Here is a 17,229-nt window from a genome sequence, read left to right as displayed (position 1 = left end):
TGGGTGAAACGCTTCGCTTCTGTTCCTGCAGTTTGGATTGGTTGGGTCATCGCCCGCCTATGCCTTGTATATCTACTCAAGATTGACCACAGTCCCAGGGGCGATGTCGCGTATTATTTTGCGGGTATCTACGGCGACGACCCAACCCAAATGACCGAATATCCCCACGCAGGCACGTGGCCTACGGTGCTTTTGGGGTGGCTCACCGGTGAAAACATCACCACCTTTTATATCGGCTTCACCATCATGACGCTGTTTGTTGACGCCGCCTTTTTAGCCTTGCTACTGCGCCACCATCCCGCCCACCCGCGCGTGTTTGGGGCCGCCTGGTTTTGGGTCCTCTTCGGCACCGCGGCTGGCCATACCTTTGTGTGGCGCCTCGATATCTTCCCGGCGGTAGCCGTGGCTGGCGCGGCTGCCCTACTGGCTACCCGTCCACTCATCGCCTCGTCGTTACTGGGCTTTGCCACCACGATGAAGCTTTGGCCAGGGGTGCTCGCCGCTGGCTTGGTAGGCCGCTTTAATAGTTCCGCAACCTGGCAACGCTTGCTCGCCTTCTTCTGCACCATCGGTGCAGTATGCGCCGTCACGATCGCTACCTCTGGCACCGAACGCCTGCTTTCTCCCCTGGATTATCAGGGGGTGCGCGGTCTCCAATTAGAATCCATCCCGGCGACATTCCTGCTGCTGCAAGCCCACCGCAATCCCGGCCGATGGGACCTGGGCTACGCCGCTTCCAAGAGTTTTGAGATCTCCGGACCCGGCGTGGATACCGCCATGAGGTGGAGCACCATTGCAATCATTATCATGCTCGTACTTGCGGTGAGTTGGGCGCTCTACCGGCTGTGCGCCGGCGGATGGACCACGCGCACCACCATGGCGTTCTTTAGCGTTATGGTCTTGCTCCTTATCGCGACCAATAAGGTTTTCTCCCCGCAATACATCGTCTGGCTCGGCCCGCTGCTTGCAGTGGTGATCCGCCAGCGACTTCCACAAGGGTTTACTACCTTGCGGGTAGTCCAAGGCTTGCTAGCGGTCTGCGCCATTATCGCCGCTTCGCTGGGTACTTTGGTCTATCCGTTTAACTACGACTACATCTGGCATTACGTGGGCGAGAACATGTTCCCCGTGTATCTCTTGGTGGCCCGCAATATTCTCATCGTGGTTATGGCCATCATTGGGCTTATATGGTTTGCGCTCGAGGTGGCGCTGGCTGGGAAACTGGAACGTGCAGGAATTCACCAGCCACAAGCGCCTAGCGCCCTGGCACAGCCGGTTTTACGCCGCCGAGGCGGCCGGCACTCGCTTCGGTCATAAAACCGCTCAGCAGGCTACTCAGCCAGCATATAGTCAAAGTATTCCGGCAGCTTTGCGGTGCCGCCCAGATGGAAAAGCCGCACCGCAGGGCGCAGACGCAAAGCGCGAGTATCGCTGACCGCTTCGTTATAAAAGCGGTGAGCGAGCTGGATACGCCCTTCGGCGTCGGCAAGCGCGGCGGGGCGGCGCTCTGCGGGAAACTCCCGCACAATGGCGGCAGAAAGCTCCCGCTCGGCCAGCGTGCGCGGTTCGAAGTGGCCTTGGTAGAGCTCGGTGGATTCGGCTCTTTGGGCCAGAGCCGCCAGCCCTGGTGCTACTGCCGCTGTGACCGCTGCCCTGCGGTCCAGGGCCGCCTGTAGCTGTGCCAGCGAGGCATCGGTGCGAATGTGCAGTGAGTTGAGCCGCTGAGCGGTAAAAAGCGCCCAGGAGCCCACGATGATGAGTAGAAAGAGGACTAGCGCAATTTCAATGGCCATTAACGCTTCACCCTCACCTTGGTTCCGTCTTGGACGGTTTCATAGACCTGCATAACAGCTGCTGCCACATGGTCCCAGTCATACGTGCTGGCACGCTCGACGCCATTGCGTGTCAGCCGAGCCCGGTACTCGGCATCATCAAGCACCTCACTTAAGATGCGCGCCAGATCTTCACTATCTTCATTGCGAAACAGTGCGCCGGCCGGCTCTTCAGAATCAGCGTTGCACACCGCGCGGAAGGCTTCAAGGTCAGAAGCAACTACTGCCGCGCCGGCCGCCATGGCCTCTACTAACACAATGCCAAAACTTTCGCCCCCGGTATTTGGGGCCACGTATACATCGGCGCGGCCGAGGATCTCGGCCTTTTCGGCATCGCTGACTCGGCCGACAAAATCTACGCCTTCGACCTCGCGAGCACGGCCGCCACCCATGATGGTAACGCGGAGGGGGTGGTCTATCTGGCGGAGCGCACGAAGCAGGATATCCAGCCCCTTGCGCGGCTCGTCGAGCCTGCCTAAGAAGACTACTTCCAAAGGATCTCCGGGGGCCTTGGCTGGGCTGCGGCGCCGTGCCTGGGCGTATACCGATGTATCCACGCCGTTGGGAATGAGGACTGGGTCCCCGCCCAATTGCTCCACTTGCCAGCGCCGCGCCATATCTGAAACCGCGATACCGCCGCGGATCTTTTCCAAAAAAGGCGCGAGGAAAGGCTTGGCAAGGGTCAAGACCAGCGAGCTCGAGGCGGAGGCGTGATACGTGGCCACCAACGGTCCCTGCGCTACGGCCAGCGCGGTCATGGAAAAGCTCGGGGAATTGGGCTCATGGATGTGTAAAACATCAAAGTCGCCATCTTTGATAAAGCGTTTGACCTTGCGCGTTACCTGAGGTCCGACGGACAGGCGGGCCACCGAACCGTTATAAGCAATGGGAAAAGCCGGGCCTCCCTTGACCACAAAATCAGGAAGCGGCGTGGAGTCAGAAGCGGGGCCGATGACTTGAACATAGTGCCCTTGCTCTATATATACAGTGGCTAGATCAAGGATATGGGCTTGAACTCCGCCCGGTTCATCAAAGGAATAGGGGCACACGATGCCGATCCGCATTATTTCTCGCCTTCCTGCCGTGCACCAGCGTGGCGGCTATCACGGGCCTTGTGCGCGGCGCGCGCTTGCCGACGCCTCTCAATATCGACATTCCACTGCGGCTGCAGCATATGCCAATCCTCTGGGTGCCGGCGAATATTGGCAGCGAAGCCATCGGCCATGCGTTGGGTAGTCTCCTGTACGTTTGTTACCTCAAGTTCCGGAGACACCGATAGGCCCCAGCCCTCTCCCTTAAACCATGAGTGCACTACATGGAGGGCGGCGCCAGTCTCCAGCGCAAGGCGGGCGGGTCCGGCGGCCATATTGGCCTCCTCCCCCATGAAATCTACGCTCACACCACTTCGAGTCAGGTCACGCTCGGCCAGCAGGCACACCACGCCGCCAGCTTCTAGTACCTCTTTGAGGCGAGCAAAAGGCGAGGCTTCGCCTCCGGTGAGGGGAAGGACCTCAAAACCGAGGGTTTCGCGGTAGTCCACAAAGGCGTCGAAAAGCACTGCGGGCTTCAAGCGCTCTGCGACAGTGGTGAACTGGCCATAGTGGCCCACGAGGAAGACACCCGCCATATCCCAGTTCCCCGAATGCGGCAGCGCCAAAATAGTGCCGCGTCCGGACTGAGCGGAAGCATCAAAATGCTCGAGACCTTCCAAGCCGCTGAGCAAACGCTCGTGCAGGCTGGCATCGCCGTGGATAGCCGGCAGGCGGAAGGCCTCCATCCAATAGCGCATATAAGAACGAACGGAATCGCGCACCAGCGCGCGGGTAACGTTTTCCGGCCCCACCACCCGGGCAAGGTTGCGGCGCAAGCCATCCATTCTGCGGCCGTTGCTGCTGGCAAAGTCGGCACCCCACCGAAACAGCGTGCGCGCGATGGGCTCGGGCAACCGGCGCACCACCTTCCACCCCGCGAGGTAGCCCGCCGCGGAGAGGTCTTCTTTATCCCACATGGTGTTAAAACCTCCTGGTTTTTCGGTGGTGCTCAGCGAGCTAGTGCTGCTCCTGGCGGGCAGCGATGACCATGCGCTGGCACACGGTAAAGATGGAGCCAACGGCAAGGATCCACAGCGCTACCTCGATAGCATGCGGAACGCCAAGGCCCTCAAGGCCAATGCCGCCCAAGCCCAAGATAAGCCGCTCAGGGCGCTCGATGAGGCCGCCGACCATCTTGAATCCGGACGCCTCTCCCCTAGCCTTGATATAGGAAATGACCTGGGAACATACCAAGGTGACAAAGCAAGCGATGACCGTAATGCGGGAAGAATCCGCGGAATAAATCAGCCACCACGCAATAGCGCTAAACAAGGCACCATCGGTGATTCGATCGCAGGAAGCATCCAAGGTCGCGCCAAAGGCGGTGGCTTTGCCAGTCAGACGCGCCATGGTGCCGTCGAGCATGTCAAAGGCGGCAAAGAGGCCGGATAATACGGCAGCGGAAAACAGGTGACCGGTAGGAATGAGGATCACCGAAATAGCAATGGTGACAATGGTTCCCACAATAGTGACCACATTCGGGGTCAGGCCCAGCTTTAAAAAGGCCTTCGCTATAGGTTCCACCACCACGGCGGCGGGCTTTCGCCCATGCACGCTAAGCACGCGAATCCTCCTCTTCCATCTCGCGCCAACCTTCTGCCAGCACGCGGCGTGTATCCTGCAGAAGCTGCGGTAATACCTTAGTCCCATCGAGGACAGTCATAAAGTTACTATCCCCAGGCCACCTTGGCACCACATGCAGGTGCAGGTGATCTCCCACGGAGCCTCCTGAAGCGCGACCCAAGTTCAAACCTACGTTAATGGCCTCTGGGTGAGAGACGCGTTTGAGTACCCGGATAGCCTTTTGCGCAAACTCCATCAGCTCTTGAGATTCCTCTTGTGTGAGGTTCTCAAGCTGAGATTCTTTACGGTACGGCACCACCATGAGGTGGCCGGCGTTGTACGGAAAGAGGTTTAGCAATGCATAAACGCTCTTGCCGCGGGCGATGATGAGCCCGTCTTCGTCGCTACCCTGCGGGGCGGCAACGAAGGGGTCCTCAGAGCGCTTGGCTATATAAGCCATGCGATAAGGTGCCCACAGCCGTTCTAAGCGGTCTGGGTCGCCGGCCCCCGTGTCAACGAAGGTCCCCGCCGCCGCTCCATTGTCGAAAGCGGCGGAGCTTTCGGTCTCGCGCGTCTTTTTAGCGTCGGGCACTGATGAGCTCTTCAGTCGGCTGCTCGTTATTGCGTTCTGCGACCCACGCAGTGATGAGCTCCACAGCCTCATTCACCGGCACACCATTGACCTGGGTGCCATCTAGGAAGCGGAAGGACACGGCGCCGGCTTCTACATCGCGGGCACCGGCGACCAACATGAATGGAACCTTACCGGTGGTGTGATTGCGAATCTTCTTCTGCATGCGGTCATCAGAGGTATCTACATCGGCGCGGATTCCCTTCTGGCGCAGCAGTGCGGCAACTTCTTCAAGGTGCGGGGAGAATTCATCGGCCACCGGGATGCCCACCACCTGGTGCGGCGCCAGCCATGCTGGGAAGGCGCCGGCGTAGTGCTCCAACAGCACGCCAAAGAAACGCTCAATGGAGCCGAAGAGCGCACGGTGAATCATGATCGGGCGCTTCTTCGTGCCGTCCGAAGCGGTGTATTCCAGCTCGAAGCGCTCCGGCAGGTTGAAGTCCAACTGCACGGTAGACATCTGCCAGGTACGGCCAATGGCATCGCGGGCCTGGACCGAAATCTTTGGACCGTAGAACGCGGCGCCTGCTGGGTCCGGTACCAGCTCCAAGCCAGACTTTTCCGCGACCGACTGCAAGATGGAAGTCGAGCGCTCCCAAATCTCATCGGAACCTACGAACTTATTCGGATCCTTGGTGGAAAGCTCCAGGTAGAAATCAGACAGGCCGTAGTCCTTCAGCAAGGAGATGATGAAGTCCAGGACCTTGGTGAGTTCTTCTTCCAGCTGTTCTTCGGTGCAGTAAATGTGCGCATCGTCCTGGGTAAAACCGCGGGCACGGGTCAGACCGTGGACCACGCCGGACTTTTCGTAGCGGTAGACGGTACCGAACTCAAAGAGGCGCAGCGGCAACTCGCGGTAGGAACGGCCACGGGATGCAAAAATCAGGTTGTGCATCGGGCAGTTCATGGGCTTGGCGTAGTAGTCCTGCGGCTCCTTGACGGTATTGCCCTCTTCGTCATACTCGCCATCGAGCTGCATTGGCGGGAACATGCCATCGGCGTAGAAGTCCAGGTGGCCAGACTTCTTGAAAAGATCGCCCTTAGTGATATGCGGGGTGTTGACAAAGGAATAGCCGGCCTGGACGTGGCGGTTGCGAGAGTGGTTTTCCATCTCCATGCGCACGGTGGCGCCATTCGGGTGGAATACCGGGAAACCGGACCCAATCTCATCTGGGAAGGAGAAGAGGTCTAGTTCTTGGCCCAAGCGGCGATGGTCGCGCTTTTCAGCCTCTTCCACCATGGTCTGGTAGGCCTCCAGGGCCTCCTTGGACTCAAAAGCGGTGCCGTAAATGCGCTGCAGGCCCGCCTTAGACTGGTCTCCGCGCCAGTATGCGGCAGAAGAGCGGGTTAGCGTGAAGGCCGGGATATACTTGGTGGTTGGAACGTGCGGTCCGCGGCAGAGGTCGAACCACTCTACTTCCCCGGTGCGCGGGTTGATGTTGTCATAGTGGGTGAGATCACCGGAACCAACCTCTGCGGCCTCATCGGAGTCAGGGTCAACGTTGCCCTTGTCCTGGACCAGCTCGAGCTTGAAGGGTTCTCCGGCAAGCGCCTGCTCCGCTTCTGCAGCGGATTCGTAAACGTGGCGCTCAAAACGCTGGCCTCCCTTAATGATCTTCTTCATGCGCTTTTCAATCGCCTTGAGATCTTCCGGGGTGAAAGGCTCCGCGGTTTGAAAATCGAAGTAGAAGCCATTTTCAATGGCCGGCCCGATGCCCAGCTTGGTGCCGGGGAATTCGGCCTGCACGGCCTGCGCCATGACGTGGCCGCAGGAGTGGCGGATTACCGCGCGACCGTCTTCCTCGCAGGCGGCTACCGGGGTGAAGGTGGATTCCGTGGCGGGGGTGTGCGACAAATCAAAGAGAGTGCCGTCTTCACCGCGAACGACTACGACAGCCTCAGGGCCCTTATTGGGAAGATTGAGCTCTCGCATTGCTGCGCCCACGGCCTGGCCGGCGGGCACGGTGAAGGAATCGTAATTGACCGGTACTGCGGGGATGAGTTCCGCCATAATCGCGCTCCTTTATGCGCTCGTGCGTCGGCGGCATACCTGGCCGCGTCCGCTATTTAAATTTACGGATAGCTATTCTACAACCCTGCATGCTCGCAAAGCGATTTTGCCCACCACGATTCACGCCCATCGACATCGAGGGTGCCCGGCGGGCAGAAATACATAGCGGAGCCGATATGAGTCAGCCACTCATTCATCAGGTCAGATTTATCCAAACGGGCCTGGATAGGCTCGAATTGCTTGGTGGGATCCTGCTGGTAGCAGATGAAAACCTGGCCGATATTGGAAAGCTGCCCATCCTTGCCATCGGGGGCCAGCTCATAGTTATACGGCCGGCGCAGGATGCGTTGCTCCGGATGATCAGCAGGTGGCGCGGCCACGGCCATGTGCGAGTTTTTATCAATTACCGGCAAGCCGTAGTCATCTACCGCATCGAAATCTGCAGCATCAAATTCTTCTTCACCGGTAAGCGGGGCGCCGGTGTCAAGCTTGCGGCCCACAGCATTTTCACGGGAGGAGCGATCCAGCTTCTCCCACGTATCCACGTTCATGCGAATGCGACGCACCACCATCGCCGTTCCCCCTTGCGCCCACTTCGGCCCTTCATCGATCCATACCTGGGCCGCAAAATCTTCCTCGCTGCGCGGGTTAACGGTGCCGTCCTTTTGCCCGAACATATTGCGCGCGGTAGCGCCCTTTTCGTGGCTGCCATAGGCATTAATAAATCCCTGCTGCAGCCACTTCACACTGGCATAGTGCTCACCGGCTCGCACCATGTGGCGCAGTGCATAAGTATTCATCAACGGGTCATCGCAACAAATCTGAAGGACAATATCGCTTTGTCCCCATTGTCGTTGCAGCTCATCACGCTTAAAGGAACGAACATCTCCCAGCCAGTGTGGTTTCTCCACGCCGAGCAGGGAGAATACCTTCTGGCCTAGACCGCAGGTGATGGTCAAGTTGGCGGGCTGTTCAACCATTTCCGGCTCCAGCGTGCCTAGCGGCGGCTCCCCGGTGCACAGCGCGCGGGCGTCCTCGGTCCACAATTTCATCAGGCTGACAAACCCCCGCTTGTCGACGCCCCTTTTAAGGTCAAACCCCACCAGGTTCAGGTGCGCCTGCTCCGCGGTTGCGATGCCTGCTTGATGCTCGCCGTCAAAAGCCACGAGGGCGTCGGCAAGCGCAGGCTGTTCCTGTGCCCCAGCATTCGGGGAAGAGCCCTGGTTATTGCAGCCTGCCAACGCGAAGGCGCTGGTCGATACCGCAGCGCCAGTGAGAAATCCCCTTCTGCTGAACCCAGGCATATTTAGTGGTCCTGGCCTTCCTTATTGTGGGACATATCTCCGTGCTCCATGTGGGACATATCGTGGCCCTTCATATCGCCGTAGTCCTCATCCCCGGCAGGCATGCTACGCGTTTGGATCTCACCCAGATCGAGCTCTTCGCCGCCTTCTAGCTTCACCTTAAGGTCAAGGGATTCGCCGGGAGCGATGTGGTTTCCCATTTCCATGAGCATGAAGTGGTCACCGCCTGGTGCCAGTTCGTGGGACTCGCCGGCTTTAACTACCAACGGGCTGGACATTTCCTGCATCTTGCCATCGACGGTCTCATGGATCTGGTTCACCTTGGCATTAAGACTGGTGGAAAAACCGGTGATAGCGATGTCCTTATCGGTGTGGTTCACCAAGGTGCCAAAAATAGCAGTCATGTCTTTATCTTCGTTGGCACGCACGACCGCGTCTTCGAAGGTCAGGTCCTCGGCCGCGGCGGAGGAGGACTTCTCCGCAGCACTGGTGGTGGCATCAGCCTTCGACTCGGTGGAGTCATTTTGGTTCTGCGGGGAGCAACCCGCCAGGGCGAGGCCGGCCACAGTCAAGCCCACAAGGGCAATGCTAGAAATCTTGGACATTATTTTTCACCTTCCGAATCAATGCGACGAGACTTGCCGATAAATAGGGCAACTACTGCGGCAATTGCCAAAAAGCCGCCCACGCCCAAAATGATTTTCAGCGACATCGGCAGCCCCTCGGTTCCTTCCTGGTCTGTCGCGTCAGACTCGCCAGCCTCGGGGTTTTCGGCTCCGTCACCTTTAACGGAAAATTCCACACCACCGCGAGTAGCGTGTCCATCCGAAGACGTGATTTGGAAACCCACCTGGTAGTTGCCCGGCCCAGGGTTAACCCCCTCAGGAGTCTCAATGGTGAGGTCTCGTTCATGGAGCTGCGGTTCCTGGCTAAAGAGCTTCTCACCGGTATCGGCGTTGGTTACGGCAAAGGTGTTGAAGTCCTCTTTGGGGATTCCAGAAAACTCAAGGGTGATTTCCTTAGGGAACTCATCGAGTTGATCGCCGTCTTTGACCGAACCGCCAATAACGGAGTCGTGCGCGAATGCGGCAGGCATCGACCCGCCCAAAACCAGTGCGGCTGTGCCCACTGCTGCGGCTGTGCGGCGCAGCCAAGGTACGCGGTAGCCCATAGATAGCTCCTTTGTGATGTTGGAAAAGCACAAGTTGAATTGTCAGACATACTAGCCCCGCGACTTGCCAGAGCGGCAATCACAAAAAGCAGCGCGTCGAGTCATATGTCGGCTTGAACTGGGATCGAGTTCCGCTTCCTTAATAAAAAGAGGTATTTATCACTATTTAAGCCAAATTGACTCAATTCCAAAGGGCCTGGCCTTAGGACCTCTCCCCCTGCCGGGCATTAAAAAACGGACCAGAAACCATCAGTGCAAAAATAGCCAGGGCGACGCCTACACCGATGAGCGCCAAAGGCCACGCCCCGCTGCCGCTGCCTCCCGCCGCATCTGCCGCAGTAAGGCCCATAAAGAAAAGCACAGTCCCCGAAACAAAAGACGCGAAGCCGCAGGCTCCAACCAATAGCGGTACCACTAGTGCGCGTGACATCTTTCCTCCTCCGCTTTGGGTTATGACTCTACAAAGGCAAGCGTATCGCACAGCACACGGACGTAGACATAGAAAAAGCCGCCCCGTCTCTGGGGCGGCTACATGGAGCGGATGACGAGACTCGAACTCGCGACCCTCACCTTGGCAAGGTGATGCGCTACCAACTGCGCTACATCCGCACAACAAACCGGAGTTTGCTACAGAGCCTCAAAAGAGACTCTCGTGCGCGATACTGGGATTGAACCAGTGACCTCTTCCGTGTCAGGGAAGCGCTCTCCCACTGAGCTAATCGCGCTTAATGCCCGAAGGCATTAAGAAGTTGAGGTGGAAACGGGAATCGAACCCGTGTGCACGGTTTTGCAGACCGTTGCCTCACCACTCGGCCATTCCACCGTGGCGATACCGCCTCACACAATACAGTGCTGGAGCGGATGACGAGACTCGAACTCGCGACCCTCACCTTGGCAAGGTGATGCGCTACCAACTGCGCTACATCCGCATGCGAAACCAGGCCCGGTTTCTAGGACAAAGTCCTTGTGCGCGATACTGGGATTGAACCAGTGACCTCTTCCGTGTCAGGGAAGCGCTCTCCCACTGAGCTAATCGCGCGTTATTCACTTAGAATCACTCTTCACAGGTAGCCCCTTTGAAAAGCGTGGAGCGGATGACGAGACTCGAACTCGCGACCCTCACCTTGGCAAGGTGATGCGCTACCAACTGCGCTACATCCGCATTGCGCCGCAAACTTTTATTCCGTTGCGGTGCGAGAAGAAACATTATCGTGCTCCGCGCTAGTTTCCAAATCCCCAGCCCAGCGCCTTGCTTTTAGCCGCTGATATTCCACGTTTGTACGTTCCCAAATCACACCGGTGTGATTCTTGTGGACCGCAGGCGCCCAGCCGCCTCCCGCTCATGAGTACCCCTACGCAGCCAATTAGGTATTTGAATTTCAAGCGGTGTACATTTAGCCACCGCACGGTCCTATAGCTCAGTGGGAGAGCGTTCCGTTCACACCGGAAAGGTCACTGGTTCAATCCCAGTTAGGACCACCACTTCCCCGCCCTGCGCTCCACTTCACAAGGAGCCTGGGCGGGTTTCTTTGTGTGCCGGTAAGGTGTTCCGTCGTGTTGTGGATCCTTCTAGGCATTTTTGCTGGGCTTGTTTTGCCCGTACAGACCCTGGTTAATACGCGCTTGCGCTTATCGACGGGCACCCCCTTTTCTTCTTCGCTTATCTCTTTCGCAGTGGGCACGGTTACTTTGCTCGTTATTGCCACCGCTGTCACCGGCGGTGATTTCGGTCTTTCCCGCACCGGTGGCCAACCACTGTGGATATGGTTCGGTGGTTTACTCGGTGTAGTTGCGCTTACTGGGAATATTCTCCTATTTCCCCACTTGGGTGCCGTCCAGACCGTAGTTCTTCCCATCGCCGGCCAGATCATCATGGGGCTCGTCATCGATCACTTTGGACTCTTTGACTCCCCTATATCCCCGCTGACCGTGGTTCGCATGCTAGGGGCTCTCATCGTCCTAGGCGGAGTAATCGCCATCGTCGCCGGCCCCGGCGCGCCCACGAAGCGTGAGGACAGTGCCACAGCGCTGTGGATGTGGCGCTTAGCGGGGTTTGTTTTTGGCTGTTTTACTGCAAGCCAATCCGCGATCAATGGTCACCTGGGCCAGATTACTGGCTCACCTGTTAGCGCAGCTTTAGTTTCTTTTTGTTATGTCCATGGACTTTTTGGACACGGAGTCCAGTAACTTTTTGGGCTAGGAGTCCAATGACTTTTTGGACGTGGAGTCTCCCTGCTTTTTGGGCAGGGAGTCTTTGGTGTTTTTGGACAGTCTCTAGCTCGTCTTACCGGTTATGGTTTCTTTCGTCTCGACGGGCGCGGACGCGACAGGATTGGTTTGATCTCTGGTGGTCGGCGGTGCCACATTCCTTCGACATGCCCGATGTTGATCTGTCCGCCGGCTGGACGCTCAAGTAGCTTGATGGGCAGTGGGAATGAAAACAGTGCTTCACCATCATGATCAGTGAAGAACTCAGCGGTGTCATCGGTAACGTGGCTGTATATGAGCCGGTTTTTAAACCGGAGTCCTACATAGAATCCATAGCCCAGGATGCGCACCACTCCGCTTTTGTTGATCCACAGTGTGTCGGGGATACCCCAGGCGTTGCTTGACTGGGCGGATAGACCGTCTACGGTGGGACTGACGGTAGGAGATGATTCTTGCTGGATTGGTTCGTTATCGTCATCGATGGTTGTGGGAGAAGCTGCAACTTCTCCCACAACCGGCGCCATCGCCTCTTTAACCCCATTCTCGATACGATGCTCGTGGTGTATCGCGCTTTCTGAGTGTGTATCCCGGTATGACTTCACAATCTTGGCCCACAGCATATCCGGGTCAATGGGTTGTGTTGGGGATTGAGCGTGGGCGAAGTGCTCACGGGCTTGGGCTGGAGTGATGTGCATTTTGCCGACTAACAGGCCTTGATGGCGGCGCCTGGTGTTGTAAAACTCGCGGTAGTCGTCCAACAGCTGTTGGACGTGCTGAAGTGTCGTAGGTTGGCGTGCATCGAGAAACTTGGTCATGGTTTGATGCGAGCGTTCATCTTTGCCTTGGGTTTGCGGGCCAAAACCTGCAATGGACCAGATACCTTGGGCGGCGAGCCAGCGCTCGGTATCGGACAATCGGCCCCGGTGATAGGTGGCAAAAGCTTCACCGTTATCGGTCAAAAGTTCCTGCGGGCGACCATACGTTTCTATTGCTGCGGCCAAGGTAGTGCGAGCATCGAATCCGTTTTCTTTGGCGGCGAAGGCTTGTGAGCCCAGATCAAACCGGCTGGCATCATCAACCAGCTGGTAGATAGTGATCTGGGTATGTGGAGTGTCAAAGAGTCGGTAGACAAACCCGTCGAGTTGCCACAGCTCATCGACCTTATCGCGTGCCCAGAGTTTATAGCTTTTACGAGGACGTTTACGGGCATTGGCCTCAGCAACACCAGCTTCGTGGAGCCAAAGCGCAATCGTAGACCGTGCCGGTGGGTGCTCTAAACCAAGGTCATCAATGAGGTAGTAATAGATTGACCACGGGCCATAGTCACGTCCCTGGGCCTTGAGCACTGATCGAGCTGTGATGACTTTCTGACGAAGGTGATCATCGTAGATTCTGGCTGGGGAATGCGGGGCGGTGGAGTCAGGCAGGATGCCTGCACGGCCGCGTTGTTCAACGCGGCGTTTGATGTTGGCATAGGTTTGGCGAGATACGCCAATATCCTTGCAGAATTGGGTGACGGTTCGTCCGTCTCTTACTGGGTCGAAGTCCGCTATTTTCTTGCGGAGATGGGTTGAAATAGCCATCTTGGTATTCCAACCCACCGACTGTCCAAAAAGTCTTGAGACATCACGACAAGGAAGTCTTTGGACTCCGTGACCAAAAACTATCTGGACTCCCCGTCCAAAAATCCATTAGACTCCGTGTCCAAAAACTCCATAGACATCACAGCTTTAGTTTCTTTTAGCGTCGGGGTATCTGCCCTTGCCATTGTGAATATTGTTCTACGCTGGCGACCTCGCATTGAGCGCCCCGAGGGGAAGGCCAATCCCTGGTGGATGTGGGTTGGTGGCGTCCTGGGTGCCTTGTTTGTTTTTGGCAACGCGGCCTTAGTACCGCAGCTGGGAACGGGGCTTACCGTGGTTGCGACTCTCCTCGGCTCCATGCTGGGGTCCCTACTCATTGATCGCTTGCGTGGCGCCCGCGTAACGCTGCGCCAGGTAGCCGGCATTGCAGTGATACTGGTCGGCGTGATTCTCATCCGTCTGGTGTAGCCCGTCTTGCTGAGGTTATGGCGCTGTTATTGCCATGCTGGGCACTCGCCGCTCTGGCTACACTGGGATGACATGGATATCTCTTCGCTTTTGGGTCCTGATTCCCGCGGCACATTCACCATCCGTACGAATATGGTCAGCACGTTGACCGGATCGGCGACGATGAACCATGTCTCAGAAGACATGGGAAATGACACCGATGGACAGCTTTTTGCAGCTCTACGGGAATGGGCAGACGTGGTGTTGGTGGGCGCGCAAACGGTGCGCGCAGAAGATTACTCCGGCGTTGTTCCTAGCACCGATGGCTCGCGCCCAGCTCCTATTGCAGTGCCTTCTCGCAGCCTTGATTTCGATATCAACTCGGACTTTTTTACAGACTTTAGTACCCCACCTATCATCTTGGCCCCACACAGCAGCTGGGAGGATGAAGACATCGTTACCCGAATCGAGGCTATTGAAAGCACGGGGGCGGAGGTTTGCGATGCCGGTGAAGGAAGCGTGCGCGACTACGTATCCGTCCTGAAGGATCGCGGGTTTAAGCGCGTGCTATGTGAAGGCGGACCAGGGATGATTGGGCAATTAGTGGACGCCGATGCTATTGACCAGATGTATTTGACCCTGGATCCGCATCTGTCTACCGGCGTAGAGACTCCGATGGCTACTTTTAAGGGCGAGCATTCCCACCGTCGCATGCAGTTGGAAAATGTCGCGGCCGATACGGATGGCACGGTGTTTCTGCGGTATTCCCGCACCCGCGAGGACGTAGACTAAGGGGCCGTGAATTCCCGAATCAATGTTGCCGCTTGGCCCGTGGCCGTATTGCTCGTTGTGCACCGCGTATTCATCATTGCGCGCAACGGCACGCCAACGGATGACTTCACCACCGTGTATAACGCGGTGGCGCGCATGGCTAGCGGCCAGCCGGTCTACGAGCAGGCCTATAACCACGTTGACCCGCTGTATCTGTATACCCCGGGAGCCACGCTGCTGCTTGCGCCATTAGGGCACCTAGACTTCTCACTTGCGCGAGGACTATTCATCGTGGCGAATGCGGCCGCGATCATCGCGGCACTGGCGGTGCTTACCCTTATAGTGGACCGCAAGCTCACCTCGCCCGTGTGGCCGGTATCTATTGCGCTGGCGTTTGTCACGGAGTCAGTGACCAATACGCTTGCCTTTACCAATATCAACGGCGTTCTCTTGCTGTGTCTGGCCGTGTTTTTGTGGGCCTTTTTGCGGGCCGAGCGCACCCCGCAGTTGGGCTGGGTGGCAGGCGTGGTCATTGGCCTTGCCATCGTCATTAAGCCGCAGTTTGCGCCGCTGCTCTTCCTGCCCTTGGTAAAGATCCAGTGGCGCAGTCTCGCCGGAGGCGTCGTAGTTCCGGTGATTCTCAATCTACTGGCGTGGCCGGTGGTGCCGGGCGCCAGCGGCTTTTTCGAAAAGCTACTGCCCTATCTTTCGGAAACTCGTGACTATGCCAATTCTTCCTGGGCGGGTTTCCACGCCTACGTTAATTTTGGCGCCGGGTTGTATTGGACCGTGTGGCTGATTTTTGCCGGTCTTACGGCCGCAGCGATTCTCGGGCTTTTACGCTGGCGCAACTCCGACCCAACCTTGTGGGCACTGACCACAAGCGGAGCGATAATGGTGGGAATTTTCTTCCTGTCTTCCCTGGGCCAGCAGTACTATTCCATGTGGCTTTTCCCGCTGATGTTTACCGTTGTGCTCCCGCGCTCGGTATTTCATTCCGCAGGAGCGTGGTTGGCGGCGTTTCTCTTTTTGGCTTCGGTCTCGTGGGCGTCTGCATCGCACCCGGATGCTGGGCGGTTGATGAATTTTTTCACGGCCACGGCAGGATGGGCGCTGCTTATCGTCGCAATTTTCGCTACGGTCGCTGGCTGGTGGCGTGCCGCGCGCAGAGCGGTTTAGACTCGGCCCATGACCGATTTCAAGCTCATTGCTGATACCGAATGGCGCCAGCGCTTAAGCCCCGAGGAATACTACGTTCTGCGTGAGGCAGGTACGGAGCCGCCCCATGTAGGCGAGTACACCAATACCACTACCGAGGGTGTCTATTCTTGCCGCGCGTGTGGAGCGGAGCTTTTCCGTTCCACGGAAAAGTTTGAGTCCCATTGTGGCTGGCCGTCTTTCTTCTCCCCGCTTGCCGGAGACAAGATCATCGAGCGAGAAGACAACTCGCTAGGCATGCGCCGAGTAGAGGTCTTGTGTGCCAACTGCGAATCGCACCTAGGCCACGTCTTTGAGGGCGAGGGCTACGACACCCCTACTGACCTTCGCTATTGCATTAACTCCATTTGCCTTGACCTGGAGGAAAAGCCGGTAGAAGGTGGCACCGCTTAAAGGGCCCCGACACAACTTACGCCCCGTCAGCAGCCTAGCTGAGAGGCTAGTGAAGGGGCGCAGCCCGGGACGTCGCCAAGCAGTGCTTCTGCTAGGCGGCGTTTCCTTTAGGGCAGTACTGCGATGAGTTCTGCTACGTCCTTGACGCGACGGCCGGTGTGGAAAGGAATTTCCTCGCGCACGTGGTGACGGGCTTCGGTATAGCGCATCAGGTACATCAGGTCGACGATACGGTGGAGCTCATCCGCCTCAAAGGCCAGAATCCACTCGTAGTCACCCAACGCAAAAGCCGGTACGGTATTAGCTCGCACATCAGGATAATCACGCGCTTGCATGCCGTGTTCCATAAGGATACGGCGGCGCTTTTCCTCGTCCATGGTGTACCAGTCATAGGAGCGCACGAAGGGATAGACCGAGATCCACTCCTTTGGCTCCTCGCCCATGATGAAAGACGGCAGGTGCGACTTATTAAACTCCGCTGGACGGTGCAAAGCGTTGCCTACCCAGGTCACTTCGCTAACCTGGCCCAAGGTGGTCTCGCGGCGGAAATCCCCAAAGACCTTCTGCAGGTCAGAGAACTCCTCGGCGTGCCACCAGATCATGAAATCAGCAGAATCGCGCATGGCCGTCAAGTCATAGATTCCGCGCACGGTCACCTTTCCAGCCTGCTCAACGTCGGCGAAGAACTTCTGCGCTTGGGCGATGATTTCCGCTCGCTCGGTGCCGAGTGCCCCCGGGATAACCTTAAAAACTGCGTGCTGGGAATATTGCTGAACCGCATTGAGTTCCTTGTAGTCAAGCTTCGCCATTGCGTTCTCCTTTGCCAAAGCCTCTGGGTAATCGGACATATCCATCATAAGTTGGATATGAAACCTTGTCACTTCCCCCACCGCGGGGATGCCGACACGCTCGCACATCGGCGCGCCTCCCCCAGCTAGAGGCTGCGAAACTATAGCTTGAACGTCGTGAGCAATTCCGAATCGACCACCCCACGCAGCGCCGAGGC

The 17,229-nt window shown here is 57.4% G+C and carries 18 protein-coding genes and 7 tRNA genes; 7 read left to right on the top strand and 18 right to left on the bottom strand.

Translation table 11 applies throughout. The features are described 5' to 3' along the window. Nucleotides 1–3 precede the first annotated feature (3 nt). Nucleotides 4–1,317, top strand: a complete 1,314-nt coding sequence (locus tag ACLI1L_RS05960) for a DUF2029 domain-containing protein (RefSeq protein ID WP_411708298.1) — start codon at nt 4–6, stop codon at nt 1,315–1,317. A gap of 14 nt (nt 1,318–1,331) precedes the next feature. Here the strand turns inward: ACLI1L_RS05960 and ACLI1L_RS05955 are convergent, their stop codons facing one another. The 16 genes from ACLI1L_RS05955 to ACLI1L_RS05880 all read right to left on the bottom strand — a co-directional run bounded on the left by ACLI1L_RS05955 (nt 1,332) and on the right by ACLI1L_RS05880 (nt 10,765). Continuing rightward, entirely contained in the window at nt 1,332–1,793 is a 462-nt protein-coding gene (locus ACLI1L_RS05955) for a hypothetical protein (protein WP_086587568.1), read from the bottom strand. Next, nucleotides 1,793–2,896: a glycosyltransferase family 4 protein gene (locus tag ACLI1L_RS05950; protein WP_086587567.1), complete on the bottom strand. Its 1,104-nt coding sequence runs from the start codon at nt 2,894–2,896 to the stop codon at nt 1,793–1,795. The genes ACLI1L_RS05955 and ACLI1L_RS05950 overlap by 1 nt, the downstream gene beginning before the upstream one ends. After that, entirely contained in the window at nt 2,896–3,840 is a 945-nt protein-coding gene (locus ACLI1L_RS05945; protein ID WP_411708297.1) for a phosphatidylinositol mannoside acyltransferase, read from the bottom strand. Before ACLI1L_RS05945 ends, ACLI1L_RS05950 begins: the two co-directional genes overlap by 1 nt. Nucleotides 3,841–3,880: 40 nt before the next feature. Then, a complete protein-coding gene (gene pgsA, locus ACLI1L_RS05940) occupies nt 3,881–4,486 on the bottom strand; it encodes a phosphatidylinositol phosphate synthase (RefSeq protein ID WP_049360666.1) in 606 nt (201 codons plus the stop codon). After that, nucleotides 4,479–5,078 carry an HIT family protein gene (locus ACLI1L_RS05935; protein ID WP_411708296.1) on the bottom strand — a complete coding sequence of 200 codons (600 nt, stop codon included), beginning with the start codon at nt 5,076–5,078 and terminating at the stop codon, nt 4,479–4,481. Before ACLI1L_RS05935 ends, pgsA begins: the two co-directional genes overlap by 8 nt. Continuing rightward, a complete protein-coding gene (gene thrS, locus ACLI1L_RS05930) occupies nt 5,065–7,128 on the bottom strand; it encodes a threonine--tRNA ligase (protein ID WP_411708295.1) in 2,064 nt (687 codons plus the stop codon). The genes ACLI1L_RS05935 and thrS overlap by 14 nt, the downstream gene beginning before the upstream one ends. Before the next feature lie 77 nt (nt 7,129–7,205). Further along, complete coding sequence (locus tag ACLI1L_RS05925) at nt 7,206–8,432, bottom strand: Dyp-type peroxidase (RefSeq protein WP_411708294.1); 1,227 nt, start codon at nt 8,430–8,432, stop codon at nt 7,206–7,208. Nucleotides 8,433–8,434: 2 nt separating this feature from the next. Then, the gene (locus ACLI1L_RS05920) at nt 8,435–9,037 is read right to left on the bottom strand and encodes a copper chaperone PCu(A)C (RefSeq protein ID WP_411708293.1); all 603 of its coding nucleotides are present in this window, start codon (nt 9,035–9,037) and stop codon (nt 8,435–8,437) included. Continuing rightward, a complete protein-coding gene (locus ACLI1L_RS05915) occupies nt 9,037–9,603 on the bottom strand; it encodes a copper resistance protein CopC (RefSeq protein WP_411708292.1) in 567 nt (188 codons plus the stop codon). The genes ACLI1L_RS05920 and ACLI1L_RS05915 overlap by 1 nt, the downstream gene beginning before the upstream one ends. Nucleotides 9,604–9,805: 202 nt before the next feature. Beyond that, nucleotides 9,806–10,033, bottom strand: a complete 228-nt coding sequence (locus ACLI1L_RS05910) for a hypothetical protein (RefSeq protein ID WP_086587561.1) — start codon at nt 10,031–10,033, stop codon at nt 9,806–9,808. Nucleotides 10,034–10,136: 103 nt separating this feature from the next. Then, nucleotides 10,137–10,212 (bottom strand) — tRNA-Gly (locus tag ACLI1L_RS05905). Nucleotides 10,213–10,256: 44 nt separating this feature from the next. Then, nucleotides 10,257–10,328: transfer RNA gene (locus ACLI1L_RS05900), tRNA-Val, on the bottom strand. A gap of 27 nt (nt 10,329–10,355) precedes the next feature. Further along, nucleotides 10,356–10,426 (bottom strand) — tRNA-Cys (locus ACLI1L_RS05895). A 30-nt stretch (nt 10,427–10,456) separates the two neighbouring features. Further along, nucleotides 10,457–10,532, bottom strand: a tRNA-Gly gene (locus ACLI1L_RS05890). A gap of 38 nt (nt 10,533–10,570) precedes the next feature. Continuing rightward, nucleotides 10,571–10,642: transfer RNA gene (locus tag ACLI1L_RS05885), tRNA-Val, on the bottom strand. Nucleotides 10,643–10,689: 47 nt separating this feature from the next. Continuing rightward, nucleotides 10,690–10,765 (bottom strand) — tRNA-Gly (locus ACLI1L_RS05880). A gap of 245 nt (nt 10,766–11,010) precedes the next feature. Between ACLI1L_RS05880 and ACLI1L_RS05875 the strand changes: the two genes are divergently transcribed. Together ACLI1L_RS05875 and ACLI1L_RS05870 are read left to right on the top strand one after the other, a co-directional pair. Beyond that, a tRNA-Val gene (locus ACLI1L_RS05875) sits at nt 11,011–11,085 on the top strand. Between the two features lie 72 nt (nt 11,086–11,157). Further along, on the top strand, nt 11,158–11,790 hold the full coding sequence (locus ACLI1L_RS05870) for a DMT family transporter (RefSeq protein ID WP_411708291.1): 633 nt from the start codon (nt 11,158–11,160) through the stop codon (nt 11,788–11,790). Nucleotides 11,791–11,894: 104 nt separating this feature from the next. On the opposite strand, the gene ACLI1L_RS05865 is transcribed toward ACLI1L_RS05870, so the two are convergent. After that, complete coding sequence (locus ACLI1L_RS05865) at nt 11,895–13,394, bottom strand: integrase core domain-containing protein (protein ID WP_411707371.1); 1,500 nt, start codon at nt 13,392–13,394, stop codon at nt 11,895–11,897. A 69-nt stretch (nt 13,395–13,463) separates the two neighbouring features. Here ACLI1L_RS05865 and ACLI1L_RS05860 point away from each other — a divergent pair, with 69 nt between their 5' ends. The 4 genes from ACLI1L_RS05860 (at nt 13,464) to msrB (ending at nt 16,223) form a co-directional block, all read left to right on the top strand. Then, nucleotides 13,464–13,862 (top strand): DMT family transporter, encoded by a 399-nt coding sequence (locus tag ACLI1L_RS05860; protein WP_411708290.1) that lies wholly within the window; start codon nt 13,464–13,466, stop codon nt 13,860–13,862. A gap of 72 nt (nt 13,863–13,934) precedes the next feature. Beyond that, a complete protein-coding gene (locus tag ACLI1L_RS05855; protein ID WP_411708289.1) occupies nt 13,935–14,633 on the top strand; it encodes a pyrimidine reductase family protein in 699 nt (232 codons plus the stop codon). Nucleotides 14,634–14,639: 6 nt separating this feature from the next. Continuing rightward, nucleotides 14,640–15,791, top strand: a complete 1,152-nt coding sequence (locus tag ACLI1L_RS05850) for a glycosyltransferase family 87 protein (protein ID WP_411708288.1) — start codon at nt 14,640–14,642, stop codon at nt 15,789–15,791. Between the two features lie 9 nt (nt 15,792–15,800). Then, nucleotides 15,801–16,223: a peptide-methionine (R)-S-oxide reductase MsrB gene (msrB, locus tag ACLI1L_RS05845; RefSeq protein WP_023021414.1), complete on the top strand. Its 423-nt coding sequence runs from the start codon at nt 15,801–15,803 to the stop codon at nt 16,221–16,223. A 107-nt stretch (nt 16,224–16,330) separates the two neighbouring features. Here msrB and hemQ read toward each other — a convergent pair whose 3' ends face one another. Then, entirely contained in the window at nt 16,331–17,032 is a 702-nt protein-coding gene (gene hemQ / locus ACLI1L_RS05840) for a hydrogen peroxide-dependent heme synthase (RefSeq protein ID WP_049361267.1), read from the bottom strand. Between the last annotated feature and the right edge of the window lie 197 nt (nt 17,033–17,229).

Source organism: Corynebacterium sp. LaCa117, from assembly GCF_046717765.1.
Taxonomy (GTDB): domain Bacteria; phylum Actinomycetota; class Actinomycetes; order Mycobacteriales; family Mycobacteriaceae; genus Corynebacterium; species Corynebacterium kefirresidentii.
Note: the sequence above shows the minus strand (reverse complement) of the source record. Positions and strands in the feature narration are given on the sequence as shown.

Coding starts and splice junctions, on each gene's coding strand:
- ACLI1L_RS05955 (WP_086587568.1), bottom strand. CDS start 1,793: ATGGCCATTGAAATTGCGCTAGTCCTCTTTCTACTCATCATCGTGGGC.
- ACLI1L_RS05950 (WP_086587567.1), bottom strand. CDS start 2,896: ATGCGGATCGGCATCGTGTGCCCCTATTCCTTTGATGAACCGGGCGGA.
- ACLI1L_RS05945 (WP_411708297.1), bottom strand. CDS start 3,840: ATGTGGGATAAAGAAGACCTCTCCGCGGCGGGCTACCTCGCGGGGTGG.
- thrS (WP_411708295.1), bottom strand. CDS start 7,128: ATGGCGGAACTCATCCCCGCAGTACCGGTCAATTACGATTCCTTCACC.
- ACLI1L_RS05925 (WP_411708294.1), bottom strand. CDS start 8,432: ATGCCTGGGTTCAGCAGAAGGGGATTTCTCACTGGCGCTGCGGTATCG.
- ACLI1L_RS05920 (WP_411708293.1), bottom strand. CDS start 9,037: ATGTCCAAGATTTCTAGCATTGCCCTTGTGGGCTTGACTGTGGCCGGC.
- ACLI1L_RS05915 (WP_411708292.1), bottom strand. CDS start 9,603: ATGGGCTACCGCGTACCTTGGCTGCGCCGCACAGCCGCAGCAGTGGGC.
- ACLI1L_RS05910 (WP_086587561.1), bottom strand. CDS start 10,033: ATGTCACGCGCACTAGTGGTACCGCTATTGGTTGGAGCCTGCGGCTTC.
- ACLI1L_RS05865 (WP_411707371.1), bottom strand. CDS start 13,394: ATGGCTATTTCAACCCATCTCCGCAAGAAAATAGCGGACTTCGACCCA.
- ACLI1L_RS05855 (WP_411708289.1), top strand. CDS start 13,935: ATGGATATCTCTTCGCTTTTGGGTCCTGATTCCCGCGGCACATTCACC.
- msrB (WP_023021414.1), top strand. CDS start 15,801: ATGACCGATTTCAAGCTCATTGCTGATACCGAATGGCGCCAGCGCTTA.
- hemQ (WP_049361267.1), bottom strand. CDS start 17,032: ATGGCGAAGCTTGACTACAAGGAACTCAATGCGGTTCAGCAATATTCC.